We start from the raw sequence: 26,611 nt of genomic DNA on the forward strand, positions 1-26,611 counted from the left end.
GGCGCGGGGTGGAGCAGCTCGGTAGCTCGCTGGGCTCATAACCCAGAGGTCGCAGGTTCAAATCCTGTCCCCGCTACTAAAGACTGAGGCCCGGATCCTTTCGAGGATCCGGGCCTCAGTCGTATGCCCGTGCAAAGGCCTCAGGGCCGGAACCTCAGGCCCTGAGGGAGTGAGGCCTCAGGCCGTGGCCGCGCAGTTCGGGCAGATGCCGCGGTAGGTGACCTCGACGTCCGAGACGGTGAAGCCGAAGCGCTCGTCGTCGGGCAGGTCCGCCAGCGGATTGCCGGACGGGTGCACGTCCCGGATGGCTCCGCAGCGCCCGCACACCAGGTGGTGGTGGGGGCGGTGGGCGTTCGGGTCGTACCGCTTCGCACGGCGGTCGGTGGTGACCTCGATGACCTCTCCGAGGGACACCATCTCGCCCAGCGTGTTGTACACGGTGGCCCGGGAGATCTCGGGCAGCCGGTCGACGGCCCTCGCGTGGACCTCGTCCGCCGTCAGATGCACATGGTCCCCTTCGAGAACCTCGGCCACCACGCGCCGCTGTGCCGTCATGCGCCAGCCGCGTCCACGAAGTCGTTCCAGGAGGTCACTCATGGGCCCAGCGTAACAGTGGACAGCCCCGAGTCCCGAGTCGGTGTGACTTTAGATGGCTGCTTGACTTGGACAAAGTCCATTGTAGGATCGGTGACGTATTGGCCAAGGACAGGCTGCGGCCGAGAACAGGCTGCACAGGGAACGACGCTGTGCAGGACATGACGCAGGAGGCGCGCGTGACTCAGGGACCGCTCACCACGGAGGCCGGCGCTCCGGTAGCCGACAATCAGAACAGCGAGACCGCTGGCCCGGGTGGACCGGTTCTCGTTCAGGACCAGGCGCTTCTGGAGAAGCTCGCCCACTTCAACCGCGAGCGCATCCCGGAGCGTGTCGTGCACGCCCGTGGCGCCGGTGCGTACGGCACCTTCACGCTGACCCGGGACGTCTCGCAGTGGACGCGGGCGAAGTTCCTCTCGGAGGTCGGCAAGGAGACCGAGACCTTCCTGCGCTTCTCCACTGTGGCGGGCAACCTCGGCTCCGCCGACGCGGCGCGTGACCCCCGCGGCTGGGCGCTGAAGTTCTACACCGAGGAGGGCAACTACGACCTCGTCGGCAACAACACCCCGGTGTTCTTCATCAGGGACGCCATCAAGTTCCCCGACTTCATCCACACCCAGAAGCGCGACCCGTACACCGGATCGCAGGAGGCGGACAACGTCTGGGACTTCTGGGGTCTGTCGCCCGAGTCCACGCACCAGGTGACCTGGCTCTTCGGTGACCGGGGCATCCCGGCCTCGTACCGTCACATGGACGGCTTCGGCTCGCACACGTTCCAGTGGAACAACGAGGCCGGCGAGGTCTTCTGGGTCAAGTACCACTTCAAGACCGACCAGGGCATCGAGAACCTCACCACCGAGGAGGCCGTCCGCCTCTCCGGTGTGGACCCGGACAGCCACCAGCGCGACCTGCGCGAGTCCATCGAGCGTGGTGACTTCCCGACCTGGACGGTGCAGGTCCAGATCATGCCGGCGGCCGAGGCGGCCACGTACCGCTTCAACCCGTTCGACCTCACCAAGGTGTGGCCGCACGCGGACTACCCGCCGATCGAGATCGGCAAGCTGGAGCTCAACCGGAACCCGGAGAACGTGTTCGCCGAGGTCGAGCAGTCGATCTTCAGCCCGTCGCACTTCGTGCCCGGCATCGGCCCGTCCCCCGACAAGATGCTCCAGGGCCGTCTCTTCGCGTACGGCGACGCCCACCGCTACCGCGTCGGCATCAACGCCGACCACCTGCCGGTGAACCGTCCGCACGCCACCGAGGCGCGCACCCACAGCCGTGACGGCTACCTCTACGACGGCCGTCACAAGGGCGCGAAGAACTACGAGCCGAACAGCTTCGGCGGCCCGTTCCAGACGGACCGGCCGCTCTGGCAGCCCGTTCCCGTCACGGGCGGCACGGGCAACCACGAGACGCCGGTCCACGCCGAGGACGACGACTTCGTGCAGGCCGGCAACCTCTACCGGCTGATGACGGAGGAGGAGAAGGTCCGTCTGATCGACAACCTCTCCGGGTTCATTTCCAAGGTCTCGCGCGACGACATCGCCGAGCGCGCGATCGGCAACTTCCGTCAGGCCGACGGAGACTTCGGCAAGCGGCTGGAGGCCGCGGTCCAGGCCCTGCGCGGCTGACACGGGCGCTTGCCGTAGGTGGTGGGCCGGATTCCCGGGAGGTTCTCCCGGGGGTCCGGCCCACTGTCGTCCGCGGACAGGGACGCGGACAGGGACGCGGACGGGGGTGCCGGCGGGGGCGGTGGGAACGCGGGGGTCAGAGGGCCATCTCGGGGCGGATCCGCCGGGCCGGCGCCCAGCACCTGATGATGTCGCGCACCGAGACGATACCGACGGGGCCGTCGCCGTCCAGCACGATCAGATGCCGGAAACCACCGTGCGTCATGGCTTCGGCCGCCTCCTCCAGGGTCCACACGGGAGAGGCGAAGACCACGTCGGTGGTGGTGTGGGTGGACGCGGTCTCGACATCGGGATCCAGCCCGGCGCCGAGGGCGTCGAGGATGTCGCGCTCGGTGATGATGCCGAGGCCGCAGGTGTCCGGGTCATGGACGACAGCCGCTCCGATACGGCGGGCCGACATCAGCCGGGCCGCCTGCCGGAGCGTGTGGGCCGGGCCGATGGTGAGGACCAGGGTGCTCATGGCGTCACGGACAAGCATGCGAGGAGCCACCTCCTTCGAGAAGTGACCTGTGAAGCCCCTCGTGAGGGAATTCACAAGTTCACAAGTGGGGGGACTCTCAGAGTCGCACCCAGGAAGGGACTCAACAAGAGGGCGCGCGCCGTTCCTCCGCGCGCCGGCCCGCGCCGCCCCCTAGTAGCGCTGGTTCAGATAGCCGAGCAGCTCGTGGTGGAGCAGGCCGTTGGACGCCGCCGCGTTGCCGCCGCCCGGGCCGGAGACCCCGTCCAGGCTGGTGAACTGCCCGCCCGCCTCCTGGACGATGATCGCGTTGGCCGCCATGTCCCACAGGGAGAGCTCCGGCTCCGCACAGATGTCCACCGAACCCTCGGCGACCATCATGTACGGCCAGAAGTCCCCGTACCCGCGCGTGCGCCAGACGGCCCGCGTCAGGTCCATGAAGCCGTCCAGGCGGCCCTGCTCCTCCCAGCCCGTCATCGAGGCGTACGCGAACGAGGAGTCCGCGATCCGCTCGACCTTTGACACGTGCAGCCGCGTCGCGGACGTCAGGCTGCGGCCGGAGAACGCGCCGGCGCCCTTCGCCGCCCACCAGCGGCGGCTCAGCGCGGGGGCCGACACGACGCCCACCACCGGCTGGAAGCCGTCCTCGCCCGCCTCCATCAACGAGATCAGCGTCGCCCATACGGGGACACCCCGTACGTAGTTCTTGGTGCCGTCGATCGGGTCGATGACCCAGCGCCGCGGACCGGTGCCCTCGATCCCGTACTCCTCGCCCAGGATCGCGTCGCGCGGTCGGGCCCGGTGCAGGTGCCCGCGGATCAGCTCCTCCGCGTGTTTGTCGGCCTCGCTCACCGGGGTCATGTCCGGCTTGGTCTCGACCTTGAGGTCCAGAGCCTTGAACCGGTCCATCGTCGCCGCGTCGGCGGCGTCCGCCAGTACGTGGGCCAGGCGCAGATCATCGTGGTAGTCGGGCATGCCGTCACAGTATCCACCGCCACCCGCCCGGGCTACACGGCCCCGTGCGCGGACCCTTGACAGTGCCCCCGGGCGCGTCAACTCTGAATCGCAGGTCCCCGGCGTGGGAGGCGACGATGCCGTCGGCGCGAGAAGCACTGCTGGACTCCGCACAGTCGGCGCTGCGCACCCGGCCCTGGACGGCCGTGCGCATGGTCGACGTGGCGGCCAGGGCCGGGGTGTCCCGGCAGACCCTCTACAACGAGTTCGGCAGCAAGGACGGTCTGGCCCGCGCACTGATCCGGCGTGCGGCCGACGGCTATCTCGCCGGCGTGGACCGTACGCTCGGCGCCGGCCGCGTCCGGGGGGAAGGGCCGGCGGAGCTCGCCCGCTGGACGGTCCGGGCCGCGCGGGCGGACGTCCTGGTGAAGGCCCTGCTCACGGGCGTCTGGGGAGAGCACCTGCCCAGACCGGGAGATCCATGCGACGGCAGGCGTACGGACACGGCACTGCCCACGCCCACCGAGCTGCTCACGCTCGTCAGGGACCGGGCCGTGGCCGCACTGGAGGAGGGGCCTTCGCCGCGCGACCCCGCGGAGCTGGCACTGACCTGCGAGATCGCGCTGCGGCTCGCCCTCTCGTACGCACTGGTGCCTACGGAATCCTTGGCCCCCCGGGGACTCACTGCGCCGAACCGGACAGCTGGAGCCCGATCACCCCGATGATCACCAACGAGATGGACACGAGCTTGAGCGCGGAGACCACGTCGTCGAGGAAGACCATCCCGTAGATCGCGGTGCCCGCCGCCCCGATGCCCGTCCACACCGCGTACGCCGGTCCGACGTCGAGCTTCTTCAGGGCCAGCGTCAGCAGCCCGAAGCTGCCGAGGGCGAACGCGCAGAACGCGATCGTCGGCCAGAGCCGGGTGAATCCGTGCGAGAGCTTCAGACACACGGCGAAGCCGGTCTCGAGCAGTCCAGCGACCACGACCAGCAACCACGCCATCGTCCGGTGCCTCCCACGTAGGTGACGCTTCGTCTCGCTTGCGCGATTATGCCCTTACCAGCCGTGGAAGCCCGCAAACGTGCGCGAGTCGGAAGCCGCCCCGCTCAGTCGCCCTCGCGCCGTTCGCGCGTCGAGAGCAGCCGGTGCAGCGAGTCGAGGCGTGCCGGATCGGCGTGCCCCTCCGCGACCCACGCGCCCAGGGCGCACTCCGGCTCCTGGCCGTCGTGCGTGCAGCCGCGCGGACAGTTCTCCGTGCCCGGCTGCAGATCGGGAAAGGCGTTGATGACCCGCGAGGGGTCGACGTGGTGCAGTCCGAACGACCGTACGCCCGGGGTGTCGACGACCCAGCCCCGGTCGCCCGGCAGCGGCAGGGCGAGCGCCGACGTGGTGGTGTGCCTGCCGCGCCCGGTGACGGCGTTGACCACCCCGGTCGTCCGCCGCCGGTCCTTCGGCACCAGCGCGTTGACCAGCGTCGTCTTGCCGACCCCGGAGTGCCCGACGAAGGCGGTCACCCGGTCGTTCAGCAGCTCCCGCACACGTTCGGCGGCGTCCCCGTTCTCCAGCTCCTCGCGGCTGGTCACGACATAGGGGACCCCGAGCGGGGTGTACGCCTCCAGGAGCTTGTCCGCCGAGGCCAGGTCCGACTTGGTCAGCACCAGGAGCGGGGTGAGCCCGCCGTCGTACGCCGCGACCAGACAGCGGTCGATCATGCGCGGGCGGGGTTCGGGGTCGGCGAGCGCGGTGACGATCGCCAACTGGTCGGCGTTGGCGACGACCACCCGCTCGAACGGGTCGTCGTCGTCCGCCGTGCGGCGCAGCACCGACGTACGCGCACCGATCCGCACGATGCGCGCCAGGGTGTCCTTGGCTCCGGAGAGGTCACCCACGAGGGAGACCCGGTCGCCCACCACGGCGGCCTTGCGGCCCAGTTCGCGGGCCTTCATCGCCGTCACCGTACGGTCGTCGACCAGGCAGGTCAGCCTGCCCCGGTCGACGGTGAGGACCATGCCGTCCTGGGCGTCCTCGTGCTTGGGGCGGGTGTGCGTGCGGGGCCGGTTGCCCTTGGGGTTGGGGCGGACGCGGATGTCGTCCTCGTCGGGGTTCTTCCCGTAGCGGCGCATGTCCTCAGACCCCGCGCCTTCCGGCGGGGGCGCCGGGCGCACCGGCCGAGACGCCGACGGCGCCGGAGGGCTCCCCGAGCATGCCCGTCCACATGTCCGGGAAGTCCGGCAGCGTCTTGGCCGTCGTGGCGACGTTCTCGATCTCCACCCCCGCCACGGCGAGGCCGATGATCGCGCCCGCGGTCGCCATCCGGTGGTCGTCGTACGTGTGGAAGGTGCCGCCGTGCAGCGGGCGGGGGTTGATCCGGAGGCCGTCGGCGGTCTCTGTGACGTCGCCGCCGAGGCCGTTGATCTCCTTGGTGAGCGCCGCCAGCCGGTCCGTCTCGTGCAGCCGCAGATGGGCGACGCCCCTCAGGGTGGACGGGGAGTCCGCGAGGGCGGCGAGGGCCGCGATGCCCGGGGTCAGCTCACCGACCTCGCTCAGGTCGACGTCGATGCCGTGGACCGAGCCCGAGCCGGTGAAGGTGAGCCCGCGCTCGGTCAGCTCGCACGCGCCACCCATTGCGGTGAAGATCTCGCGCAGCGCGTCACCCGGCTGGGTGGTCCGCAGCGGCCAGTCGGGGACGGTGACCCGGCCGCCGGTCACCAGTGCGGCGGCCAGGAACGGCTGGGCGTTGGAGAGGTCGGGCTCGACCGTCAGATCGCGGCCGAGCAGTGCGGAGGGGGAGACCCGCCAGACATCGGGCTCGCCGCCCGACTCCGGCTCGTCGACCTGGGCGCCGACCGAGCGCAGCATGTCGACGGTCATCCGGATGTGGGGCATCGAGGGCAGCGCCGAGCCGGTGTGGCGCACCTCCACGCCCTGGTTGAACCGGGGCGCGGACAGCAGCAGCGCGGAGACGAACTGGGAGGACGAGGAGGCGTCGATGGAGACCGGGCCGCCGTCCAGCGCGCCCGCGCCGTGCACGGTCAGCGGCAGCGTCCCCCGGCCGTCGTCGTCGATCCGGGCGCCCAGCGACTTCAACGCGTCGATCACGCCGTGCAGGGGCCGCTCGTAGGACCGCGGGTCGCCGTCGAAGTGGACCGGGCCGTCCGCGAGGCAGGCCACGGGCGGCAGGAAGCGCATCACCGTGCCCGCGTTGCCCACGTCCACCTGGGCCGGTCCGTGCAGACCCGCGGGGATGACCCGCCAGGCCTCGCCCGAGCCGTCCGGGCCCACGCCCTCCTCGATGCCCACGCCCATGGCGCGGAGCGCCTGGGCCATCAGCAGGGTGTCGCGCGAGCGCAGCGGGCGGCGCAGCCAGCCCGGCTCGGAGGACAGCGAGGCCAGGACGAGCGCGCGGTTGGTGACCGACTTCGATCCGGGCACGGTGACGGTCGCGTCGACGGCCCCGGTCGCTCGGGGGGCGGGCCAGAGGGCGGGGTGCACGGAACTTTCGGTCATGCCCCTCACTTTAGTGGCTCAGCGCAAACCCAGATCCTGAACAAAAGGGCCGAAACCGGGGCGTAATACAAGGGTGGTAGGGGTGGGTTCCCACCCACGCACGCTCAGGCGTTCTCACAGCCCGAGGAGCCAGCGTCCGCCGCCGATCAGCGAGCAGAGCGACACCGCGTGGAAGAGGAACAGCCATATCGCGGCCGGTGCGTGCGTCAGCCGGGCGAGCTGGTCGGCGTCGGAGTCGGGAGCACCGCCGTACCTGCGCTTGGACTGCAGCTCGAACGCCGGACGCACGCCGCCGAGCAGCAGGAACCAGACCACGGTGTACGCGAACGCCGACTGGACGTCGGCGGAGGTCAGCCAGGACACCAGCAGGAAGGTCGTGCCCGTGAGGATGACGGTCAGCGCCCCGTACAGGTTGCGGATCATCACCAGCATCACCGCGAGGAGCGCGGTCGCCAGCCACAGGAGCAGGGTGATCCGGCCGTTGGTCAGCAGCCAGGCACCGCCGAGCCCGAGCAGCGGTGGCGCCGTGTAGCCGGCCGCCGCGGTGAGGATCATGCCGATGCCGGTGGGCTTGCCGCGGCTGACGGTGAGGCCGCTGGTGTCCGAGTGCAGCCGGATGCCCGACAGCTGGCGCCCGGTGAGCAGGGCGACCAGGCCGTGCCCTCCCTCGTGCGCGATGGTGATCGCGTTGCGGGAGAGACGCCATATGAGGTTCGGGACGACCGCGACGAGCGCCGCCGTGGCCGTGACGACCACCAGCCACTGCTCGGGCGCCGGCTGGGTCCCGAAGATGCGATCCCACAGATCGCCGAGGTCGGTGCTGTCCATGGTGCGGGCGGCTCCTTGAGGTGCTCGAGGGAATCGGCATCCACTCGACTGGCGGGTCGTGGCAGTCTGGCACTTATGTGCGGACGGTATGCAGCGAGCCGGCGGCCGGAGGATCTGACCGGGCTCTTCGGCGTGGAGAAATGGGAACCCACGGAGACCCTGGAGCCCGACTGGAACGTCGCGCCGACCAAGGAGGTCTACGCGGTCCTCGACCGTCCTGTGAAGGACGCGGACGATCAGCGGCCGGTTCGCCAGCTGCGCGCCCTGAAATGGGGACTCGTGCCGTCCTGGTCGAAAACGCCGGAGGGAGCCGCGCGCATGATCAACGCCCGCGCGGAGACCGTCCACGAGAAGCCGTCCTTCCGCCGCCCCTTCGTTTCGAGGCGCTGCATCCTGCCCGCCGACGGCTACTACGAGTGGGTCACCGGCGCCGAGGAGCGGCAGCTGGAGGAGAAGGGCAGGAAGAAGCGGCCCCGTAAGCAGCCGTACTTCGTGACGCCCGCCGACGGCTCCGTGTTCGCCATGGCCGGCCTGTACGAGTTCTGGCGCGACCGGACACTCCCTGACGACCATCCGTCGGCCTGGTGGGTGACCTGCTCGGTGATCACCACCGAGGCCGAGACGTCCCCGCTCGCGGTCGCCCCCGCAGAGGGACCCGCCTCACTCTCCGACATCCACCCCCGGATGCCGCTGATGCTGACCCCGGACCGCTGGGACGACTGGCTCGACCCGTCGCACACCGGCATCGAGGAGCTGAAGGCGCTGCTGGAGCCACCGCCCGGCGGACTGATGCGGGCCTATCCGGTGGCCACCGCCGTCAGCAACGTCCGCAACAACGGCCCGGAACTCCTGGAGGAGCTCGCCGCGCCGGAGGAGAGCACGCTCTTCTGACCCGGCAGGATGGTCGGTGTGAGCCCTACTGCAGCGACAGCGCGGAAGACCGAGAGCGTCGAGACGGACGCGGGAGTGGCCAGGATCACCTGGCTCCCCGCGAAACGGGCCCGTCTGGTGCTCGCCGTCAGCCATGGCGCCGGCGGCGGCATCGAGGCCCGTGACCTCCAGGCCCTCGGCGCCGCGCTCCCGGACCGCCGGGTGACCGTGGCCCTGGTGGAACAGCCCTGGCGGGTGGCCGGGAAGAAGCTGGCGCCCGCGCCCAGGACCCTGGACACCGGCTGGCGGGGGCTGTGGCCCGCGCTGACGGCCCCGGGGCTTCCCGTCGTCGCCGGGGGCCGCAGCGCGGGAGCCCGCGTCGCCTGCCGTACGGCCGCGGAGCTCGGCGCCCGCGCGGTGCTCACCCTGAGCTTTCCCCTGCACCCTTCCCCAAGCTCTCAACTCCGTTCGAGCAGGGGAGGCCCCAACGGCAAGCCGGAGAAGTCCCGCGCGGACGAACTGCTCGGCACGGGCGTCCCCACCCTCGTGGTGCAGGGCGGCCGCGACCCGTTCGGGCGGCCGGAGGAGTTTCCCCCGGGGACGCACGGGCTCGTCGAGGTGCCGGACGCGGATCATGGCTTCGCCGTGCCGAAGAAGGCGCCGCTGACCGTGGATCAGACGATGGGCCTCCTCACCGGTGCGGTGGCCGAGTGGCTGGACGGACTCACCTGAGCCTGTGGTCCCGCTCACGCCCCCGGGCGCCCGCCGACGCCTGGGAATGCGCCGTGCGGGACGGCTGTTGTGGCTGGTGTCGGCACAACGCCGATGTCGGTACGACGCCGTCGTACGTGGAGAGGGAGTCCGTCGCATGGGTTCGACCATCTGCCCGAGCCGCTCGAACGCCGCAGAACTGGAGTGGACGGTGCTTCACGCGGCCAAGAGCACTCCGGCGCGCGCCCCGGGCGGTGCCGATCGACAGCCCGCCGGGAAGCAAGGTCGACTATTCTCCGATGCGAGCGGGTCCGGTTTCGGCTCCGCCACATCGTTGGAGGAGGTGGGTCCGGTCACTGGGACCGACACAGGGACCGACGACGGCCGTGCGCAGGAGACGACTGCCGAGCGCAACGCGCGCTTCGAGCGGGACGCCCTGGGATATCTCGACCAGATGTACTCGGCCGCGCTGCGCATGACGCGCAACCCCGCGGACGCCGAGGACCTGGTGCAGGAGACCTACGCCAAGGCGTACGGGTCCTTCCACCAGTTCCGTGAGGGCACGAACCTCAAGGCGTGGATGTACCGCATCCTCACCAACACCTTCATCAACTCGTACCGCAAGAAGCAGCGCGAACCCCAGCGGAGCGCCGCCGAGGAGATCGAGGACTGGCAGCTGGCGCGTGCGGAGTCGCACATGTCGACCGGTCTGCGCTCGGCGGAGTCCCAGGCACTCGACCACCTGCCGGACTCCGATGTGAAGTCCGCACTGCAGTCGATCCCCGAAGAGTTCCGCATCGCCGTGTATCTCGCCGACGTAGAGGGCTTTGCCTACAAGGAGATCGCGGACATCATGGGGACACCCATCGGTACGGTGATGTCCCGGCTGCACCGGGGACGCCGTCAGCTGCGCGGCATGCTGGAGGACTACGCGCGTGAGCGCGGGCTCGTCCCGGCCGGAGCCGGTGAGTCGGACGACACGAAAGGCTCGGCCTCATGAGCTGCGGAGAGCCGCACGAGACGGACTGCTCAGAGGTTCTCGATCATCTCTACGAGTTCCTCGACCATGAGATGCCCGAGGGCGACTGCACCAAATTCGAGGTGCACTTCGAGGAGTGCTCCCCGTGCCTGGAGAAGTACGGTCTGGAGCAGGCCGTGAAGAAGCTGGTCAAGCGCTGCTGCGGACAGGACGACGTCCCGGCCGACCTGCGCTCGAAGGTGATGGGGCGGATCGACCTGATCCGTTCCGGGCACGCCGTGCCCGAGCAGGACGTGGCCCTGGGCGGCGCAGACCGTCCGGCCGCCGCCGCCGAGTGACGGCGCTCGACCGTCCCGCCGCGCGCTGATCCCCGTGGTGTCACCCGAATGTGCTAATCCGGTCCGTTCGGGCCCTGACCGATCCCCAACTCGCTAGCCTGGCGCCTCCATTGACCAGGCTGGGGGCGGGCGGTACGGGTGAGGGGCACACCGAGGGCAGCGCGCGTCCACATCCTGTGCGTGGCGGCGGGCGCCGTGGTCTGCGCCCTTCCCGCACTCTCCCCGGGCGCCGCCACCCCCTGGGGCACCCTCGGCCTCCTCGCCGCGCTCTACCTCGCGTGCGAGCTCCCGGGCCGCTGCCCCTTCTTCGGCAGCTCCGTGCCGATCAGTGCCGGATCGTTCTTCCCCCTGCTGCTCGCCGCGGCGTTCCTGCTGCCGCCGTCCGCCGCCGTTCTCGTCGCCGTCCCCGGCGCGCTCGCGGGGCGGGTGGACCGGCCGCCGGCCGCCGCGCGCCGTGTCTGGCGGGCCTCCCAGCTCGCGCTGACCGTGGGGGCCGCCTCATGGACGTACGCCTTCCTGGGCGGCCCCGCCACGCTCGGCGGCTCCTCGGGGGACGCCGGGCCCGATCTTCCGTACGCCCTCCTCCCGGCCTGCGCGACCGCGCTCGTCTTCAGTCTGGTGCTGGCCGCGCTGGACGGCGGGATCCTCGTCACGGCCGAGCGCGTGGCCGTCAGGCACGCCTGGCGCGGGCTGCCGGCCCGCTCCGTGGGGCCGCATCTGGTGCACGCGCTCGCGGGGCTGATGATGGCCGTCCTCTGGCACAGCTCCTACGGGCCGCTCTCCGCGCTGGTCGTCCTGCTGCCCATGTACATCTCCTGCTGGGTCTTCGCGCAGTACCACCGTCAGCACGCCGCCCACCGCGCCACGATCAGGGCGCTCGTCCAGGCCGTCGACATCAAGGACGGCTACACCCGGGGGCACAGCGAGCGGGTGGGCCGTGCCTCCGAGCTGATCGCCCGTGAACTGGGCATGGAGGAGGACCGGATGGAGGCCCTCCGCTTCGCCGGCATCCTGCACGACGTCGGCAAGCTCGGCGTCCCGACCCGGGTCCTGCGCAAGGACGGCCCGCTCACCCCCGAGGAGCGCCGCGTCATCGAGCTGCACCCGGAGTACGGCCACGAGATCGTCCGGGGCATCGGCTTCCTGGACGAGGCGCGCGCCGCGATCCTGCACCACCACGAGCGGCTCGACGGCAGCGGCTATCCGTACGGCCTGGCCGGGGACCGGATCCCCGAGTTCGCCCGGGTCGTCGCCGTGGCGGACGCCTTCGACGCGATGACCTCGACGCGCTCCTACCGGCGCGGACGGCCCGTCCCCGTGGCCGTGGAGGAGCTGAAGCGCTGCGCCGGGACCCAGTTCGACCCGCGCATGGTCCGCGCGCTGGCGCGCGCCCTGGACCGCCACGGCTGGTCCGCCGCTGCCAACACGGTCACCTCGGAGGAGGAGCCGGCCGGGCTGCCGAGGCAGCGGGCGGCTGCACGCCCGCCGGCCACCGGTGCACAGGACCGGCCGGGACAGCCCAGGTGACCCCGGCGTCCCACCACCCGTCGCCGACCGTCCTCGCGGTCCGAGGTGCCGCGCTGGTCCTCGCGGCCGTCGCGCTCGGGCACACCCTGTGGAACGGCGTCGTCGAGCCCGGCCACGCCCTCGCCTTCGGAGTCCTGATCACCGTCGGTGAGCTCGCCCGCTGGGGAGCCCTGCCGGGCGAGCGCGAGCCCGCGCCGCTGGGGGCGGCCGGAGCGCTCGCGTACGCACTGCTCGGGCGCAGCGGCGGACAGGAGACGGCGCACGGCGTGCTCCAGGTGATCACCGTCGTCGTCGCGGCGCAGCTGCTCGCCTCCGTGCCCCACATGGCGCGGGGGAGCGGCCCCGGGCCCGACCAGGCGGCCCGCCGTGTGCTGGCCGTGGCGTTCGCCGCCGTGTGCTTCCAGCCGCTCCACCACACGGGCCGGACGGAGCGCTGGTTCGGCGAGGGGCCGTACTTCGCTCTCTTCCTCCTCGTGCTGCTGGTCCTCACCGCCCTCTGCGACGCCGTCCTCGCGGCCCTCACCTCCGGCACCTCCCGTCCGTACGGGCCGCAGCTGCGTGACGAACTCCGCGCGCTCAGCGGTATCGGCTCGGCGGTCTGCGCGACCGGTGCCGTGATGGCGCTCGGGGTCGCCGTGGCGGGGCTGTGGGCCCTGCCCGTCCTGTGCGTACCGCTGCTGCTCACCCAGGTCTCGTTCCGCAGGTACGCCGCCGTCCGCACGACGTACCGGCAGACCATCGCGTCGCTGGCCCGGTCCACGGAGATCGCGGGCTACACCCCGCACGGGCACGCCCGCAGGGTGGCGGGGCTCTCCACGGCCGTCGGGCGCGAGCTGGGGCTCACCGGTCCCGAGCTGACCGTGCTGGAGTACGCGGCGCTGATGCACGACATCGGGCAGCTCTCCCTCGTCGACCCGGTGGCCGACGGGGCGACCGCCGTCCTGCCGGCCGCCGAGCAGCGGAGGATCGCGCTGCTGGGAGGGGCCGTGGTCCGGCAGACCGGAGTGGATCCCGCGGTGGCCGTGGTGGTGGAGCAGCAGGCGGATCCGTACCGGGAACAGCAGACCGCCGCGAGGATCGTCCGTACGGTCAACGCGTACGACGACCTGTGCGGGGAAGGCGTCAAGGGCTCCCTGGGGGCCCTGGAGCAGCTCAGGCTCGGCACCGGCCGCGACTACCAGCCCCAGGTGGTGGAAGCACTGGCCAGAGTCCTGGCGCGGGGCGGTCTGACCCCTGCCGTGGCTGGGTAACCCATGGGTAATGAGCGAGCGTCCGGCCGGGCATGGTTGGATGCGAAGAGAGCGGAAAAAGAGGGTGTCCATTCGGGACAGGCGGGAATCGTGAGGATCTTCGGGAAGGTACGGCATCGGCCGTCCGCCTCTTGGCGGCAGGCCACGGACCGCGCGTTCACGCTGATCGGCGACGGCCGGTACGAGGACGCGGGGGCGCTGCTGACGCGCGCGGCGGACCTGGAGCCCTGGCTCTCCGAGTCCTGGTTCAACCTCGCCCTGCTGCACAAGTTCCGGCACGACTGGGAACAGGCGAGGGCCGCCGGCCTGCGCGCCGTCGCCCTGCTCGACCGCGAGTCGGGGGCCCCGGACTGGTGGAACGTCGGGATCGCCGCCACCGCGCTCCAGGACTGGCCGCTGGCGCGCCGGGCCTGGCAGGCCTACGGGCTGAAGGTGCCGGGCAGCGGCCAGCACAACGCGGCGGCCAACAGCGAGCCCACGGGCATGGAGCTGGGCAGCGCGGCCGTGCGGCTCTCGCCGGAGGGCGAGGCCGAGGTCGTCTGGGGCCGCAGGCTCGATCCCGCACGGCTGGAGGTGCTGTCGATCCCGCTGCCGTCCTCGGGACGGCGCTGGGGCGAGGTCGTCCTGCACGACGGCGTGCCGAACGGCGAGCGGATCACGGCGGCCGGGCCGTCGTACCCGGTCTTCGACGAGATCGAGCTGTGGGCGCCCTCCCCCGTCCCCACCTGGGTGGTCCTCCTGGAGGCCGCCACCGAGGCCGACCGGGACGCGCTGGAGCGGCTCGCCTCCGACGCCGGATTCGCCGCCGAGGACTGGTCGTCCTCCGTGCGGCTGCTCTGCCGTGCCTGTTCGGAGAGCCCGATGGAGAGCGACGAGGGCGACGGGGAGCACCTGGACCCGCACGACCACAGCGAGCCGGGCCACCCCGGGCCGCTGGGCCACCGCACCGCCGGTGACCTCTGGGTGCCGGAGCGTGAGTGCGGCATAGCGGCTCCGGCCGGGCTGGTGCGCGGTCTGCTCGACGGCTGGGTGGCGGACAGCCCGGACAGCCGTGAGTGGCGGGATCTGGAAGAAGTCTGCTGACCGGTGCCCGTAGGCTGTACGCGCACCGATTCCGGTGCGGGTACTCACGGGCTCAGGGTTGCAGGAAGGCGAACGGCGGACATGTCGCAGCAGGAGACGGACGAGCAGACCGGTGTGGACGACGAGGGATTCCTCGTGGACACCGAGGACTGCGAGGCGCGCGAGGCGGCGCACCGAGAGCGCGGCACGTCCCGCCCCATCACGGTGGTCGGCAACCCGGTCCTGCACAAGGAGTGCCAGGACGTCACGGAGTTCGGTGACGAGCTCGCGCGGCTGATCGACGACATGTTCGCCAGCCAGCGGACGGCGCAGGGCGTGGGCCTGGCCGCCAACCAGATCGGCGTGGACCGCAAGGTCTTCGTCTACGACTGCCCGGACGACGACGGGGTGCGGCACGTCGGCGCGATCTGCAACCCGGTGCTGGAGGACCTCGCGCCGGACCGGCGGAACCTCGACGACTCGAACGAGGGCTGCCTCTCCGTGCCCACGGCGTACGCCTCGCTCGCGCGCCCCGACTACGCGGTCGTGCGCGGCCAGGACGCCCAGGGCAACGCGGTGAAGGTGCGGGGCAGCGGCTACTTCGCGCGCTGCCTCCAGCACGAGACCGACCACCTGTACGGCTACCTGTACATCGACCGGCTGTCGAAGCGGGACCGCAAGGACGCCCTGAAGCAGATGGCGGAAGGCACCGCGCGCTACGAGGTCGTCCCGAACGACTGACGCCGCACCCGTACGGAGAAGGGCCCTGCCGCCGGCGGGGCCCTTTCCTGTGGCCGGTGTTGCGCGCGGGTGCGGCGGGATCGTCAACCAGTGTTGTCCCGGGCGTAGTTGACGCGCGTCGACCCGTCCGCCAGGCTCATCCCCACGCCATGCCACCGCGCCTCATACGCAGGGAGACCCCCATGCTCAGACGGACCGCACATCTGCTGCTCGGCATTGTCATGACCATGGCTTTCGCGATCGGCGGTGCCGTCGTCACCGCCGGAACCGCGCAGGCCGACGGCTGTTACACCTGGACCCGCACCCTGTCGTCCGGCGCCACCGGCAACGACGTCACCCAGCTCCAGATCCGGGTCGCCGGCTATCCGGGGTACAACTCCGTGCTGGCCATCGACGGCTCGTACGGCCCGGCCACCACGGCCGCGGTCAAGCGCTTCCAGTCCGCGTACGGCCTCGCGGCGGACGGGGTCGCCGGGCCGGCCACCCAGGCCAAGCTCTACGCGCTCCAGGACGACGACTGTACCCCCGTGAACTTCACCTATCCCGAGCTCAACAAGTGCAACAGCACCTGGGCGGGCGGAGCGGTCGCCGCGGGCACGGCCAAGGCCAACGCCCTGAGCAGCATGTGGAAGCTCCAGGCCCTGCGACACGCGCTGGGCGACCAGTCGATCCGCGTCACCAGCGGCTTCCGGTCCACCTCCTGCAACTCCGCGGTGGGCGGAGCGACGAACAGCCGTCATCTCTACGGTGACGCGGTCGACCTGGGCGCCGGGCCGCACTCCCTGTGCACCATCGCCAAGCAGGCCCGCAACCACGGATTCAACGGGATCCTCGGCCCGGGCTACGCGGGGCACAGCGACCACATCCACGTGAACCAGGGGCCGAGCCACTTCTGGTCCGCCTCGCAGTGCGGCATCTGAGCGCACGCCCGCAGTGACGAGGCCCCGCCGGGGTGATCGCGTGATCACCCCGGCGGGGCCTCGTCCGTCAGGCCGCCTCCGTCATGCCGGCCGGCCCCCGGAAGGTGCGCCGGTAGGCGTTCGGGGTCGTGTCCAGCGAACGTACGAACTGGTGGCGCAGCGCCGCCGCGTTCCCGAAGCCGGTCTGTCCCGCGATCGTGTCCATGGTCGCGTCCGAGGTCTCCAGCAGGTGCTGTGCCAGCAGCACCCGCTGCCGCAGCAGCCAGCGGTACGGCGTGGTGCCGGTCTCCTGCTGGAAGCGGCGGGCGAAGGTCCGGGGCGACATGTGGGTCTGGGCGGCCAGCTGCTCGACGGTCATCTCCTGGTCGAGGTGGCGCTCCATCCAGGCGAGGGTCTCCCCGACGGTGTCGCACCGGGTGCGGGGCAGCGGGCGCTTGATGTACTGCGCCTGGCCTCCGTCCCGGTGCGGGGGGACCACCATGCGGCGGGCGATGGCGTTCGCGACGCCGGGCCCGTGCGCCTGGCGGACCAGGTGCAGGGCGGCGTCGATGCCCGCGGCCGTGCCCGCCGAGGTGATGACCGCTCCCTCGTCCACGTAGAGCACATCGGGCTCCACGCAGGCCTCGGGGAAGCGGCGCGCCAGCTCGTCGGCGTGCCGCCAGTGGGTGGTGCAGCGGCGGCCGTCCAGCAGCCCGGCCGCGCCGAGGACGTAGGCGCCGGAACAGACGCTCAGCACCCGCGACCCGCGCTCCACGGCCCGGCGCAGGGCGTCCAGGACCTCCTCGGGGTACGTGCGCTCCATGAAGTGGCTCCCCGCCGGTACGGCGATGAGGTCGGCCTCCTCCAGGCGGTCGAGACCGTGGGGGGTGCTGATGGAGAACCCGGCGTGCGTGCGGAGGACCGGGCCCTCGGCCGACACGACCGCGAAGTCCTGGACCGGCAGCCCCTCGTCGGAGCGGTCGAGCCCGAACACCTCGCACAGGACGCCGAGTTCGAAGGGGTGGACCTCGTCGAGCAGCAGGACGGCGACGTTGTTCAGCATGGAGTCAGTGTGGCAGCAATTCGATGCTGTGTGACAGTCCTGCCACTGCCGGAATTCCGGCGCACGGACGACAGTGGAGCCATGAACACATTCCTGAGCTACCTGGCCGTAACCGCACTTTTCGCCCTCGTCCTGCTGCCCGCCCTCGTCGGGTTCACGCGGGAGCGCCGGATCGACCGCGAGCTCCGCGAGGCGGAACGGCGCCGGGGCGCCGAGCCCCCGCAAGCGGCAGGCGCCGCGCAGCCGGTCATGGCCACGCGGCGCCCGTACATCAGGTCCTGGGCGAGGGTCTAGAAGTCGTCGTCGAAGCCGACCGACCCCTCCACCGCCACCTGGTACGCGGAGGGGCGGCGCTCGAAGAAGTTCGTCAGCTCCTGCACCCCCTGGAGCTCCATGAACGAGAACGGGTTCTCGGAGCCGTAGAGCGCGGGGAAGCCGAGCCGGGTGAGCCGCTGGTCGGCGACGCACTCCAGGTACTGGCGCATCGACTCGGTGTTCATCCCCGGCAGGCCCTCGCCGCACAGGTCGCGGCCGAACTGCAGCTCCGCCTCGACGGCCTCCTTCAGCATGTCGGTGACCTGCTGCTGGAGCTCGTCGTCGAAGAGCTCCGGCTCCTCCTTGCGGACGGTGTCCACGACCTCGAAGGCGAAGTTCATGTGCATCGTCTCGTCGCGGAACACCCAGTTGGTGCCCGTGGCGAGACCGTGCAGCAGGCCGCGCGAGCGGAACCAGTACACGTACGCGAAGGCGCCGTAGAAGAACAGGCCCTCGATGCATGCGGCGAAGCAGATCAGGTTGAGCAGGAAGCGCCGGCGGTCGGCCTTCGTCTCCAGCCGCTCGATCTTCTCGACCGAGTCCATCCAGCGGAAGCAGAACTGCGCCTTCTCGCGGATCGAGGGGATCTCCTCGACCGCGTCGAAGGCCGCCGCGCGGTCCTCCGGGTCGGGCAGATAGGTGTCGAGCAGCGTCAGATAGAACTGGACGTGCACGGCCTCCTCGAACAGCTGACGCGACAGGTAGAGCCGCGCCTCCGGGGAGTTGATGTGCTTGTACAGCGTCAGCACCAGGTTGTTGGAGACGATCGAGTCGCCCGTCGCGAAGAACGCGACCAGCCGGCCGATCATGTGCTGCTCACCGGGCGAGAGCTTGGCGAGGTCGGCGACGTCGGAGTGCAGGTCGACCTCCTCCACCGTCCAGGTGTTCTTGATCGCGTCCCGGTAGCGCTCGTAGAAGTCCGGGTAGCGCATGGGGCGCAGGGTCAGTTCGAAGCCCGGGTCGAGCAGGTTCTTGTCTTCGTTGGAGCTCATTACTGGCATGCCTCGCAGGACTCGGGGTTTTCGAGGGAGCAGGCGATCGCGTCCGCGTCGGGGGAGGACGCCTGCTGTACGGGAATGGGGGCGGTGGCGGCGGTCTTCCCGGACGCGGCACGCGCGATGCGGGTCGCCGGGCGGGAGCGCAGGTAGTACGTCGTCTTCAGCCCCTGCTTCCAGGCGTACGCGTACATCGAGGAGAGCTTGCCGATCGTCGGCGTCTCCAGGAACAGGTTCAGCGACTGGCTCTGGTCGAGGAAGGGCGTACGGGCCGCCGCCATGTCGATCAGGCCGCGCTGCGGGATCTCCCACGCCGTGCGGTACAGCGCCCGCACGTCCTCGGGAATCCAGGCGAAGCCCTGGACGGAGCCGCTCGCCTCGCGCAGCGCCTCACGGGTGCGCGCGTCCCAGACGCCGAGCCGCTTCAGCTCGTCGACCAGGTAGGCGTTGACCTGGAGGAACTCGCCGCTGAGCGTCTCACGCTTGAAGAGGTTGGAGACCTGCGGCTCGATGCACTCGTACACACCGGCGATCGAGGCGATCGTCGCCGTCGGCGCGATGGCCAGGAGCAGCGAGTTGCGCATCCCGGTCTTCGCGACCCGGGCGCGCAGGGCGTCCCAGCGCTCCGGCCAGTTCAGCTCGGTGTCGTAGTGGTCGGGGTGGAGCACACCGCGGGCGGCGCGGGTCTCGGACCAGGCGGGGAGGGGACCCGACCGCTCGGCGAGGTCGCAGGAGGCCTCGCACGCGGCGAGCATGATCCGCTCGGAGATCCTCGTGGAGAGCGCGCGGGCCTCGGGGGAGTCGAAGGGCAGGCGCAGCTGGAAGAAGACGTCCTGGAGGCCCATCGCGCCCAGACCCACCGGGCGCCAGCGGGCGTTGGAGCGGCCGGCCTGCTCGGTCGGGTAGAAGTTGATGTCCACCACGCGGTCGAGGAAGGTCACGGCGGTACGCACGGTGGCGTCCAGGCGCTCCCAGTCGATCGAGCCGTTCGCCACGAAGGCGCCCAGGTTGACCGAACCGAGGTTGCAGACGGCCGTCTCGCCGTCGTCGGTGACTTCGAGGATCTCCGTGCACAGGTTCGAGGAGTGAACGACGCGGCCCGGCTCGGCGGTCTGGTTCGCGGTCCGGTTGGAGGCGTCCTTGAACGTCATCCAGCCCTGGCCGGTCTGCGCGAGGGTCCGCATCATCCGGCCGTACAGCTCACGCGCCGGGATCGTCTTGCGGGCCAGGCCCTTGGCCTCGGCCGCGCGGTAGGCCGCGTCGAACTCGTCGCCCCACAGGTCGACCAGCTCGGGGACCTCGGCGGGGGAGAACAGCGACCAGCCGGTGTCCGCGTCGACACGGCGCATGAACTCGTCCGGGATCCAGTGCGCCAGGTTGAGGTTGTGCGTACGCCGCTGGTCCTCACCCGTGTTGTCGCGCAGCTCCAGGAACTCCTCGATGTCCGCGTGCCAGGTCTCCAGGTACACGGCGGCGGCACCCTTGCGCCGGCCCCCCTGGTTGACCGCGGCGACGGAGGCGTCCAGCGTCTTCAGGAACGGCACGATGCCGTTTGAGTGCCCGTTGGTGCCGCGGATCAGTGAACCCCGGGCGCGGATGCGGGAGTACGAGAGGCCGATGCCGCCCGCGTGCTTGGAGAGCCGCGCCACCTGGTGGTAGCGGTCGTAGATCGAGTCCAGCTCGTCCAGCGGCGAGTCCAGCAGGTAGCAGGAGGACATCTGCGGGTGCCGGGTGCCGGAGTTGAAGAGGGTGGGGGAGGACGGCAGGTAGTCCAGCCGGTTCATCAGGCCGTACAGCGCGGCCACTTCCTCCAGGGCGCGCTCGGAGGTGTCCTCGGCGAGCCCGGCCGCGACGCGCAGCATGAAGTGCTGCGGGGTCTCCACGACGTCGCGGGTGAGCGGGTGGCGCAGCAGGTACCGGCTGTGCAGCGTCCGCAGTCCGAAGTAGCCGAAGCGGTCGTCGGCGCCGTCGGCGAGCGCCTCGTCGACCAGCGCGTCCAGGGCGGCGGCGTGCAGTGTGACGAACTCGGCCGTACGGTCCGCGATCAGGCCCTCGCGGTGCCCGACGGCGACCGACGCCGAGAAGGAGACGGCGCCCTGGCCGGCGGCCTCGTCCGCGATGGCCCGGGTGAGGAGCCGAGCGGCGAGCCGGGAGTAGGCCGGGTCCTCGGAGATCAGGCCGGCGGCGGCCTCGGTGGCCAGCGAGCGCAACTCGGCCTCGTCCGACCGGGCGTTGCGGCCGCGCAGTGCGGCGGCGGCCACCCGTCCGGGATCGGTGTCGGGCAGATCGGCGGTGAGGCCGGTCAGGGTCCGCAGCAGTGCGGTCCCGGGCGCGTCGGTCGTGCGGCCTTCGGAATCCGTGGCTGAAACCGGGTCGGCTGGCGCGATGGTCACTGGGGCTATCCCTCGCTCGGCTCAGGGCCTGCGGGAGCGGGGCAGCCGGACACGGCGGCGCCCGGGGAGGGGCAGCACGGCGCACGGCGTCCACCGGCCCTCCGCGGGGCCCGGACGTCTCGACGCCCGGATCGGTCGAGCCGGGCGCACTGTCGACAGGTCTTCGGACTTCGGGTGCGCAAAGCGCACCGATCACACCGTTGCGGGACAGTTCCGGATTCTCACCGGATTCCCCTGCGGCGACAGCGAGGTCGAGCATACATGTGGGGGCTGCCGAATGAAGAAGCCCCCACATCTTGTGTCGTGATGGCTCAGAGCTCCAGGCGGAATGTCAGGAGTGCGAGGCCCGGAAGAGGGCACCAGTCCCGCTCAGGAGTCCGTACGAAGCCGAGGCGGCGGTAGATCCGATGGGCGCCCAGCATGGCCGGGGCCGTCGACAGGACGATCCCCGAGACCCCCTCGGCGGCCCGTGCCCGCTCGATACAGGCCCGTACGAGAGCCTCACCCACGCCTCGCCCGCGGGCCTCCGGCGAGACGGCCAGCATCCGGAACTCGGCCTCGCCGCCCCCGGCGATGTCCGCCCACGGGCTGCCGGGCGCGACGTAGGTGACACCGCCCAGCGGCCGGTCGTCGGCGTCCAGCGCGACCAGCACCTCGGCCTCCGCCGCCCGCCGCTCGACGGCGCGGAGCTGCTCCAGGTAGGGGTCCTCGGCGCCGAAGTCCAGGAGCCCGTCGCCGAGATAGGCCTGGGCGGTGATCTCGGCCAGATCCGCGAACTGGGAGGGCAGGGCCGGCCTGATCGATACGTCCATGGGCGCAGTCTGCCGCAGGAGGCGGGCACGGCGCGCCCCCGTTCCGTACCGGGGCCGTCGGCCGTGACGACGCCGTCCCGGCAGGGAGACCCTGCCGGGACGGCGTCACGCGTACTCCTGGGGCGGTCAGTGGCCGCCCGGGGCGCCCGCCGTGGCCGGCGGGAGCTCGGCCTTGACGCCGGGGTCGCCCGCGTCCGCCGTGTAGTCGGACGGAGAGGTCTCGTCCACGCCGGCCGGTGCCTTCACCGCGTTGAGGACGAACGTCAGCACGACCACGACGACGACGTTGAGCACGAAGGCGGTGAGGCCGATGTAGCCGATCTCCCCGATGCCCGGGATCTCCTTCGAGGACCCGCCGAAGTGCTTCTGGGTGGGGCTGGCGACGCCGTAGGCGGCCACCGTGCCGTAGATCATGCCGACCGCCCAGCCCGCGATCAGGGCCCAGCGGTGGAACCACCGGGTGAACAGGCCGCCCACCAGGGCGGGCATCGTCTGGAGGATCCAGATACCGCCCAGCAGCTGGAAGTTGATCGCGACCGTCTTGTCCATGGTCAGGACGAAGGCGAGCGCGCCCACCTTCACCAGCAGCGAGACCAGCTTGGAGACCTTGGTCTCCTGGGCCGGGGTCGCGTCCGGCTTGAGGAAGTCCTTGTAGATGTTGCGGGTGAAGAGGTTCGCCGCGGCGATCGACATGATCGCGGCGGGCACCAGGGCGCCGATCCCGATCGCGGCGAAGGCCACACCGGCGAACCAGTCGGGGAACATGTTCTCGAACAGCTGCGGGATGGCGAGCTGGCCGTTGTCCACCTTGATCCCGGCGGCGATCGCCATGAACCCGAGCAGGGCCAGCAGACCCAGCATCAGCGAGTACAGCGGCAGGATCGTGGTGTTGCGCCGGATCACCTCACGGCTGCGGCTGGAGAGCGTCGCCGTGATCGAGTGGGGGTACATGAACAGGGCCAGCGCCGAGCCCAGCGCCAGGGTGGCGTAGCCCCACTGACCCATCTCGCCGGGCACCAGCGCACCGCGCGGCTTGCCCGTCGCCTCGTTCGTCTGGGCGAACGCCTCGCCCGCCTTCGCGAAGATGTCGTCGAACCCGCCGAGCTTGATCGGGATGTAGATGATCGCCACGGCGATGACCAGGTAGATCAGGCCGTCCTTGACGAACGCGATGAGCGCGGGTGCGCGCAGCCCCGAGGAGTACGTGTACGCGGCGAGGACGGCGAAGGCGATGAGCAGCGGCAGGTCCTTGATGAACCAGTGCGTGTTCTCGCCGCCGCCGACGCCCATGACGTCCAGCACGGCCTGGATGCCGACGAGCTGGAGCGCGATGTACGGCATCGTGGCGAGGATGCCGGTGACGGCGACCGCCAGCGAGAGCCCCTTCGAGCCGAACCGGCCGCGGACGAAGTCCGAGGTGGTGACGTAGCCGTGCTTGTGCGACACCGACCACAGGCGCGGCAGGAAGGTGAAGATCAGCGGGTAGACGAGGATCGTGTACGGGACGGCGAAGAAGCCGGCCGCGCCCGCCGCGTAGATCGCCGCGGGCACCGCGACGAAGGTGTACGCCGTGTAGAGGTCGCCGCCGAGCAGGAACCAGGTGACCCAGGTACCGAACGAACGTCCGCCCAGGCCCCATTCGTCGAGGCTGGCCTCGTTCTCGGCCTTGCGCCAGCGCGCGGCCATGAAGCCGATGACCGTGACGGCCACGAAGAAGAAGATGAATACGGCGAGTGCTACGCCGTTCACGCCGTCCTTCATGCTGACGCACCCCCCTTGCGGGCGCGCTGGTCACGCTGCCACAGCTTGTACGCGATCATCGTGAGAGCGGTCGAGATGAGTACCCAGAGCATCTGGTACCAGTAGAAGAACGGAATGCCGATGAAGGTCGGGTCGACCTTCGCGTACGAGCCGACCCAGAGCATCGCCACGAACGGGGCGATCAGACAGAGCCCGATGACCACCCTCGTGGGTGTCACTGTGGGTGCTGTTGGTGGGTTCGCATCGGTTTCTTCCGGCATGTGGCGACTCCGTCCCCTCGCTGATCACCTGGTGCAACGCGCAGGAAATCTAAGCGGTAGTTCCGGCCATCGTCACCCCCCGTCCGCATTGCGGTCCTGCAACGGTCCGGTGTCGCCCGAAATGAGTGATGCCCCCGCGCGTGCGGGGGCATCATCCGTCCGGGGGACCCGGGGAGTCTCAGTCGGTGGGACGCTTCAGTCGGGCCACGAACTTGTACCGGTCGCCCCGGTACACCGAGCGCACCCACTCCACCGGTTCGCCCTCCCCGTCGATCGAGTGACGGGAGAGCATGAGCATCGGCAGACCGACGTCCGTGCCGAGCAGTCCCGCCTCGCGCGGCGTGGCGAGCGAGGTCTCGATGGTCTCCTCGGCCTCGGCGAGCCGGACGTCGTACACCTCGGCCAGCGCCGTGTAGAGAGAGGTGTACTTCACCAGTGAACGGCGCAGCGCGGGAAAGCGCTTGGCCGACAGGTGGGTGGTCTCGATGGCCATCGGTTCGCCACTGGCGAGCCGCAGCCGCTCGATGCGCAGCACCCGGCCTCCCGCCGTGATGTCCAGCAGCCCGGCGAGCGTGTCGTCCGCCGTGACGTAGCCGATGTCCAGCAGCTGGGAGGTGGGTTCCAGGCCCTGGGCGCGCATGTCCTCGGTGTACGAGGTGAGTTGCAGCGCCTGCGAGACCTTCGGCTTGGCGACGAAGGTGCCCTTGCCCTGGATGCGCTCCAGCCGGCCCTCGACCACCAGCTCCTGGAGGGCCTGACGCACCGTCGTGCGCGAGGTGTCGAACTCGGCGGCCAGCGTCCGTTCGGGCGGCACCGGGGTGCCGGGCGGCATGGTGTCCGTCATGTCGAGGAGATGACGCTTGAGCCGGTAGTACTTCGGGACGCGTGCCGTACGCGCACCCGCGCCCGCACCGGTCTCGCTCGTACTGCTGCCCCCGTCGGCACCCATGGCCCGCCTTCCCGACTGCTGCGTTGCTGCCGTCACCGGCTCCTCCGTCTGTCGCGGCTCACATGGTGGCACGGTCCGGTCACGGGTCGTCGCCCTCCCTCAGGTGTCGGTCCTATAACGGACGCGAGTGCACTTCTTATACACCCTTGACACCCCTAAAGGTCTAGGCCAAGCTCCCGGTACTGGTCTAAACCATTAAAGACCAGGTCCCAGCCCCAGCAGTACTACTCGTCGGTGTCTTCGCGGTGGGCGGGGGGTTGCAGCACCCTGAGGAGGGTTTGGCGTGAAGCGCAAGCTCATCGCGGCGATCGGCGTCGCGGGCATGATGGTCAGCATGGCAGCGTGTGGCTCCGACGACAGCGGCAGCGACAGCAAGAAGTCCGGGCCGGACAGCTACAAGGGGGAGACCCTGACCGTCTGGGCCATGGACGGCTCGACGCCGGATCAGTGGCAGAAGGACCTTACCGCCGAGTTCGAGAAGAAGACCGGCGCGAAGGTCAAGTTCGAGGTCCAGCAGTGGAACGGTATCCAGCAGAAGCTGACGACCGCCCTCTCCGAGGAGAACCCGCCGGACGTCTTCGAGATCGGCAACACCCAGACCGCGGCGTACGCCAAGACCGGCGGCCTCGCCGACCTCGGTGACCTCAAGTCGGAGATCGGCGGCGACTGGGCCGCCAACCTGAACGAGGCCGCGGTCGTGGACGGCAAGCAGTACGCCGCCCCGTGGTACTTCGCCAACCGTGTGGTGATCTACAACAAGTCGGTCTTCAAGGAGGCCGGTGTCACCGAGGTCCCCAAGACCCGTGACGAGTTCTTCGCCGCGCTGGACAAGATCAAGGCCAAGGGCAAGGCCGAGCCGATCTACCTGCCGGGCCAGAACTGGTACTTCTTCGACGGCCTCACCATCGGCCAGGGTGCGGACCTCGTGAAGAAGGACGGGGACAAGTGGGTCTCCAACCTCGCCGACCCGAAGATCGGCGCGGCGATGGACCTGTACAAGAAGTACCAGGACTACTCCAAGGCCCCCAAGGACAAGGACGAGGCCACCCCGCAGCAGGCGGACATCTTCGCCAAGGGCAAGACCGGCGCCTTCATCGGCATGGGCTGGGAGGCCGGCACGGCGATCAAGGCCAACCCGGCCATCGAGAAGGAGATCGGCTACTTCACCATCCCGGGTGAGACCGCCGAGAAGCCCGAGGGTGTCTTCCTCGGTGGCTCCAACCTCGCCGTCGCCGAGGGCAGCGCGAAGCAGGACCTCGCCAAGGAGTTCCTGAAGCTCGCACTCTCCGACAAGTACGAGGGCCAGCTCGCCAAGCTCAACGGCGTCATCCCGAACAAGGAGTCCCTGAACTCCAACCTGACCGGCAACGTGGTCGCCGAGGCGGCGGCCCCGGGCGCCAAGGTCGGTGGCACCACCCCGCTGATCCCGGAGTGGGCCGCGGTCGAGAATGCGCCCAACCCGATCAAGACCTTCATGACGGCGGTCCTGAACGGCAAGTCGAATGCGGAAGCCGCCAAGCAGGTCGAGGCGGAGTTCAACAAGCGTCTCGCGCAGAAGCAGTAAGGCCGAACTGCCGGGGGACGGGTTCCGACACGGAGCCCGGCCCCCGGCAGTCGATTTGTGTCCCATGGTGCCGAGAAAGAGATGGCGA

General features: G+C 70.5%; 27 protein-coding genes, 1 tRNA gene and 1 riboswitch. Of the genes, 14 read left to right on the top strand and 14 right to left on the bottom strand.

Annotated features, from left to right (window positions below; all coding sequences use genetic code 11):
- The first annotated feature begins 2 nt into the window (after positions 1-2).
- Positions 3-76: transfer RNA gene (locus ACIRD8_RS16315), tRNA-Met, on the top strand.
- Positions 77-177: 101 nt separating this feature from the next.
- Here the strand turns inward: ACIRD8_RS16315 and ACIRD8_RS16320 are convergent.
- Entirely contained in the window at positions 178-597 is a 420-nt protein-coding gene (locus ACIRD8_RS16320; RefSeq protein ID WP_124274600.1) for a Fur family transcriptional regulator, read from the bottom strand.
- A 158-nt stretch (positions 598-755) separates the two neighbouring features.
- Here ACIRD8_RS16320 and ACIRD8_RS16325 point away from each other — a divergent pair, with 158 nt between their 5' ends.
- Positions 756-2,225: a catalase gene (locus ACIRD8_RS16325; RefSeq protein ID WP_403991828.1), complete on the top strand. Its 1,470-nt coding sequence runs from the start codon at positions 756-758 to the stop codon at positions 2,223-2,225.
- 136 nt (positions 2,226-2,361) lie between these two features.
- On the opposite strand, the gene ACIRD8_RS16330 is transcribed toward ACIRD8_RS16325, so the two are convergent.
- On the bottom strand, positions 2,362-2,763 hold the full coding sequence (locus tag ACIRD8_RS16330) for a cyclic nucleotide-binding/CBS domain-containing protein (protein ID WP_403991130.1): 402 nt from the start codon (positions 2,761-2,763) through the stop codon (positions 2,362-2,364).
- A gap of 153 nt (positions 2,764-2,916) precedes the next feature.
- Complete coding sequence (hisN, locus tag ACIRD8_RS16335; RefSeq protein ID WP_403991133.1) at positions 2,917-3,717, bottom strand: histidinol-phosphatase; 801 nt, start codon at positions 3,715-3,717, stop codon at positions 2,917-2,919.
- A 116-nt stretch (positions 3,718-3,833) separates the two neighbouring features.
- Here hisN and ACIRD8_RS16340 point away from each other — a divergent pair, with 116 nt between their 5' ends.
- Entirely contained in the window at positions 3,834-4,421 is a 588-nt protein-coding gene (locus tag ACIRD8_RS16340) for a TetR/AcrR family transcriptional regulator (protein WP_403991135.1), read from the top strand.
- Here ACIRD8_RS16340 and ACIRD8_RS16345 read toward each other — a convergent pair.
- The 4 genes from ACIRD8_RS16345 to ACIRD8_RS16360 form a co-directional block, all read right to left on the bottom strand.
- Positions 4,378-4,701 carry a multidrug efflux SMR transporter gene (locus tag ACIRD8_RS16345; protein WP_103514042.1) on the bottom strand — a complete coding sequence of 108 codons (324 nt, stop codon included), beginning with the start codon at positions 4,699-4,701 and terminating at the stop codon, positions 4,378-4,380. The genes ACIRD8_RS16340 and ACIRD8_RS16345 overlap by 44 nt on opposite strands.
- A 104-nt stretch (positions 4,702-4,805) precedes the next feature.
- Positions 4,806-5,822 (bottom strand): ribosome small subunit-dependent GTPase A, encoded by a 1,017-nt coding sequence (gene rsgA, locus ACIRD8_RS16350; RefSeq protein WP_403991138.1) that lies wholly within the window; start codon positions 5,820-5,822, stop codon positions 4,806-4,808.
- Between the two features lie 4 nt (positions 5,823-5,826).
- Positions 5,827-7,206 carry a 3-phosphoshikimate 1-carboxyvinyltransferase gene (aroA, locus tag ACIRD8_RS16355; RefSeq protein WP_403991141.1) on the bottom strand — a complete coding sequence of 460 codons (1,380 nt, stop codon included), beginning with the start codon at positions 7,204-7,206 and terminating at the stop codon, positions 5,827-5,829.
- A 114-nt stretch (positions 7,207-7,320) separates the two neighbouring features.
- Positions 7,321-8,034, bottom strand: coding sequence for a M50 family metallopeptidase (locus tag ACIRD8_RS16360; protein ID WP_403991144.1), 714 nt, complete (start codon positions 8,032-8,034; stop codon positions 7,321-7,323).
- A 75-nt stretch (positions 8,035-8,109) separates the two neighbouring features.
- Here ACIRD8_RS16360 and ACIRD8_RS16365 point away from each other — a divergent pair, with 75 nt between their 5' ends.
- The 9 genes from ACIRD8_RS16365 to ACIRD8_RS16405 all read left to right on the top strand — a co-directional run bounded on the left by ACIRD8_RS16365 (position 8,110) and on the right by ACIRD8_RS16405 (position 16,432).
- The gene (locus ACIRD8_RS16365; RefSeq protein WP_403991147.1) at positions 8,110-8,925 is read left to right on the top strand and encodes an SOS response-associated peptidase; all 816 of its coding nucleotides are present in this window, start codon (positions 8,110-8,112) and stop codon (positions 8,923-8,925) included.
- Between the two features lie 9 nt (positions 8,926-8,934).
- Complete coding sequence (locus ACIRD8_RS16370; RefSeq protein ID WP_403991150.1) at positions 8,935-9,636, top strand: alpha/beta family hydrolase; 702 nt, start codon at positions 8,935-8,937, stop codon at positions 9,634-9,636.
- Positions 9,637-9,958: 322 nt separating this feature from the next.
- Positions 9,959-10,615 carry a sigma-70 family RNA polymerase sigma factor gene (locus ACIRD8_RS16375; protein WP_187281824.1) on the top strand — a complete coding sequence of 219 codons (657 nt, stop codon included), beginning with the start codon at positions 9,959-9,961 and terminating at the stop codon, positions 10,613-10,615.
- On the top strand, positions 10,612-10,932 hold the full coding sequence (rsrA, locus tag ACIRD8_RS16380; RefSeq protein WP_099174563.1) for a mycothiol system anti-sigma-R factor: 321 nt from the start codon (positions 10,612-10,614) through the stop codon (positions 10,930-10,932). The genes ACIRD8_RS16375 and rsrA overlap by 4 nt, the downstream gene beginning before the upstream one ends.
- 138 nt (positions 10,933-11,070) lie before the next feature.
- Entirely contained in the window at positions 11,071-12,459 is a 1,389-nt protein-coding gene (locus ACIRD8_RS16385; RefSeq protein WP_403991152.1) for an HD-GYP domain-containing protein, read from the top strand.
- Positions 12,456-13,709 carry an HD-GYP domain-containing protein gene (locus ACIRD8_RS16390; protein WP_403991155.1) on the top strand — a complete coding sequence of 418 codons (1,254 nt, stop codon included), beginning with the start codon at positions 12,456-12,458 and terminating at the stop codon, positions 13,707-13,709. The genes ACIRD8_RS16385 and ACIRD8_RS16390 overlap by 4 nt, the downstream gene beginning before the upstream one ends.
- A gap of 90 nt (positions 13,710-13,799) precedes the next feature.
- Positions 13,800-14,792: a tetratricopeptide repeat protein gene (locus tag ACIRD8_RS16395; RefSeq protein WP_403991158.1), complete on the top strand. Its 993-nt coding sequence runs from the start codon at positions 13,800-13,802 to the stop codon at positions 14,790-14,792.
- 81 nt (positions 14,793-14,873) lie between these two features.
- On the top strand, positions 14,874-15,512 hold the full coding sequence (gene def / locus ACIRD8_RS16400; protein ID WP_403991164.1) for a peptide deformylase: 639 nt from the start codon (positions 14,874-14,876) through the stop codon (positions 15,510-15,512).
- Between the two features lie 182 nt (positions 15,513-15,694).
- Complete coding sequence (locus ACIRD8_RS16405) at positions 15,695-16,432, top strand: D-Ala-D-Ala carboxypeptidase family metallohydrolase (RefSeq protein ID WP_403991167.1); 738 nt, start codon at positions 15,695-15,697, stop codon at positions 16,430-16,432.
- A 67-nt stretch (positions 16,433-16,499) separates the two neighbouring features.
- Here ACIRD8_RS16405 and ACIRD8_RS16410 read toward each other — a convergent pair whose 3' ends face one another.
- Positions 16,500-17,474 (bottom strand): GlxA family transcriptional regulator, encoded by a 975-nt coding sequence (locus ACIRD8_RS16410; protein WP_403991170.1) that lies wholly within the window; start codon positions 17,472-17,474, stop codon positions 16,500-16,502.
- 81 nt (positions 17,475-17,555) lie between these two features.
- On the opposite strand from ACIRD8_RS16410, the gene ACIRD8_RS16415 reads away from it, so the two are divergent.
- Positions 17,556-17,768, top strand: coding sequence for a hypothetical protein (locus tag ACIRD8_RS16415; protein WP_403991173.1), 213 nt, complete (start codon positions 17,556-17,558; stop codon positions 17,766-17,768).
- On the opposite strand, the gene ACIRD8_RS16420 is transcribed toward ACIRD8_RS16415, so the two are convergent.
- From ACIRD8_RS16420 to ACIRD8_RS16445, 6 genes are all read right to left on the bottom strand, one after another.
- Positions 17,765-18,781 (bottom strand): ribonucleotide-diphosphate reductase subunit beta, encoded by a 1,017-nt coding sequence (locus ACIRD8_RS16420; RefSeq protein ID WP_382984452.1) that lies wholly within the window; start codon positions 18,779-18,781, stop codon positions 17,765-17,767. The genes ACIRD8_RS16415 and ACIRD8_RS16420 overlap by 4 nt on opposite strands.
- Positions 18,781-21,177, bottom strand: coding sequence for a ribonucleoside-diphosphate reductase subunit alpha (locus ACIRD8_RS16425; protein WP_403991176.1), 2,397 nt, complete (start codon positions 21,175-21,177; stop codon positions 18,781-18,783). The genes ACIRD8_RS16420 and ACIRD8_RS16425 overlap by 1 nt, the downstream gene beginning before the upstream one ends.
- 136 nt (positions 21,178-21,313) lie before the next feature.
- Positions 21,314-21,448: riboswitch (cobalamin riboswitch) on the bottom strand.
- A 40-nt stretch (positions 21,449-21,488) separates the two neighbouring features.
- A complete protein-coding gene (locus ACIRD8_RS16430) occupies positions 21,489-21,989 on the bottom strand; it encodes a GNAT family N-acetyltransferase (protein ID WP_403991179.1) in 501 nt (166 codons plus the stop codon).
- A gap of 126 nt (positions 21,990-22,115) precedes the next feature.
- Positions 22,116-23,750, bottom strand: coding sequence for a monocarboxylate uptake permease MctP (mctP, locus tag ACIRD8_RS16435; protein WP_403991181.1), 1,635 nt, complete (start codon positions 23,748-23,750; stop codon positions 22,116-22,118).
- The gene (locus ACIRD8_RS16440; protein ID WP_403991184.1) at positions 23,747-24,010 is read right to left on the bottom strand and encodes a DUF3311 domain-containing protein; all 264 of its coding nucleotides are present in this window, start codon (positions 24,008-24,010) and stop codon (positions 23,747-23,749) included. Before ACIRD8_RS16440 ends, mctP begins: the two co-directional genes overlap by 4 nt.
- A 178-nt stretch (positions 24,011-24,188) precedes the next feature.
- On the bottom strand, positions 24,189-24,959 hold the full coding sequence (locus ACIRD8_RS16445) for a GntR family transcriptional regulator (RefSeq protein WP_403991831.1): 771 nt from the start codon (positions 24,957-24,959) through the stop codon (positions 24,189-24,191).
- A gap of 283 nt (positions 24,960-25,242) precedes the next feature.
- Here ACIRD8_RS16445 and ACIRD8_RS16450 point away from each other — a divergent pair, with 283 nt between their 5' ends.
- The gene (locus ACIRD8_RS16450; RefSeq protein ID WP_403991187.1) at positions 25,243-26,523 is read left to right on the top strand and encodes an extracellular solute-binding protein; all 1,281 of its coding nucleotides are present in this window, start codon (positions 25,243-25,245) and stop codon (positions 26,521-26,523) included.
- Positions 26,524-26,611: the final 88 nt, after the last annotated feature.

Source organism: Streptomyces sp. NPDC102451 (assembly GCF_044765485.1).
GTDB lineage: Bacteria > Actinomycetota > Actinomycetes > Streptomycetales > Streptomycetaceae > Streptomyces.

Bases quoted from the DNA above. Each gene is read 5' to 3' on its own strand.
- rsrA (WP_099174563.1), top strand. From the start codon at position 10,612: ATGAGCTGCGGAGAGCCGCACGAGACGGACTGCTCAGAGGTTCTCGAT.
- ACIRD8_RS16330 (WP_403991130.1), bottom strand. From the start codon at position 2,763: ATGCTTGTCCGTGACGCCATGAGCACCCTGGTCCTCACCATCGGCCCG.
- ACIRD8_RS16420 (WP_382984452.1), bottom strand. From the start codon at position 18,781: ATGAGCTCCAACGAAGACAAGAACCTGCTCGACCCGGGCTTCGAACTG.
- ACIRD8_RS16445 (WP_403991831.1), bottom strand. From the start codon at position 24,959: ATGGGTGCCGACGGGGGCAGCAGTACGAGCGAGACCGGTGCGGGCGCG.
- ACIRD8_RS16320 (WP_124274600.1), bottom strand. From the start codon at position 597: ATGAGTGACCTCCTGGAACGACTTCGTGGACGCGGCTGGCGCATGACG.
- ACIRD8_RS16405 (WP_403991167.1), top strand. From the start codon at position 15,695: ATGCTCAGACGGACCGCACATCTGCTGCTCGGCATTGTCATGACCATG.
- ACIRD8_RS16410 (WP_403991170.1), bottom strand. From the start codon at position 17,474: ATGCTGAACAACGTCGCCGTCCTGCTGCTCGACGAGGTCCACCCCTTC.
- ACIRD8_RS16325 (WP_403991828.1), top strand. From the start codon at position 756: ATGACGCAGGAGGCGCGCGTGACTCAGGGACCGCTCACCACGGAGGCC.
- mctP (WP_403991181.1), bottom strand. From the start codon at position 23,750: ATGAAGGACGGCGTGAACGGCGTAGCACTCGCCGTATTCATCTTCTTC.
- ACIRD8_RS16360 (WP_403991144.1), bottom strand. From the start codon at position 8,034: ATGGACAGCACCGACCTCGGCGATCTGTGGGATCGCATCTTCGGGACC.
- ACIRD8_RS16370 (WP_403991150.1), top strand. From the start codon at position 8,935: ATGGTCGGTGTGAGCCCTACTGCAGCGACAGCGCGGAAGACCGAGAGC.
- ACIRD8_RS16340 (WP_403991135.1), top strand. From the start codon at position 3,834: ATGCCGTCGGCGCGAGAAGCACTGCTGGACTCCGCACAGTCGGCGCTG.
- ACIRD8_RS16440 (WP_403991184.1), bottom strand. From the start codon at position 24,010: ATGCCGGAAGAAACCGATGCGAACCCACCAACAGCACCCACAGTGACA.
- ACIRD8_RS16415 (WP_403991173.1), top strand. From the start codon at position 17,556: ATGAACACATTCCTGAGCTACCTGGCCGTAACCGCACTTTTCGCCCTC.
- ACIRD8_RS16430 (WP_403991179.1), bottom strand. From the start codon at position 21,989: ATGGACGTATCGATCAGGCCGGCCCTGCCCTCCCAGTTCGCGGATCTG.
- hisN (WP_403991133.1), bottom strand. From the start codon at position 3,717: ATGCCCGACTACCACGATGATCTGCGCCTGGCCCACGTACTGGCGGAC.
- aroA (WP_403991141.1), bottom strand. From the start codon at position 7,206: ATGACCGAAAGTTCCGTGCACCCCGCCCTCTGGCCCGCCCCCCGAGCG.
- rsgA (WP_403991138.1), bottom strand. From the start codon at position 5,822: ATGCGCCGCTACGGGAAGAACCCCGACGAGGACGACATCCGCGTCCGC.
- ACIRD8_RS16365 (WP_403991147.1), top strand. From the start codon at position 8,110: ATGTGCGGACGGTATGCAGCGAGCCGGCGGCCGGAGGATCTGACCGGG.
- ACIRD8_RS16345 (WP_103514042.1), bottom strand. From the start codon at position 4,701: ATGGCGTGGTTGCTGGTCGTGGTCGCTGGACTGCTCGAGACCGGCTTC.
- def (WP_403991164.1), top strand. From the start codon at position 14,874: ATGTCGCAGCAGGAGACGGACGAGCAGACCGGTGTGGACGACGAGGGA.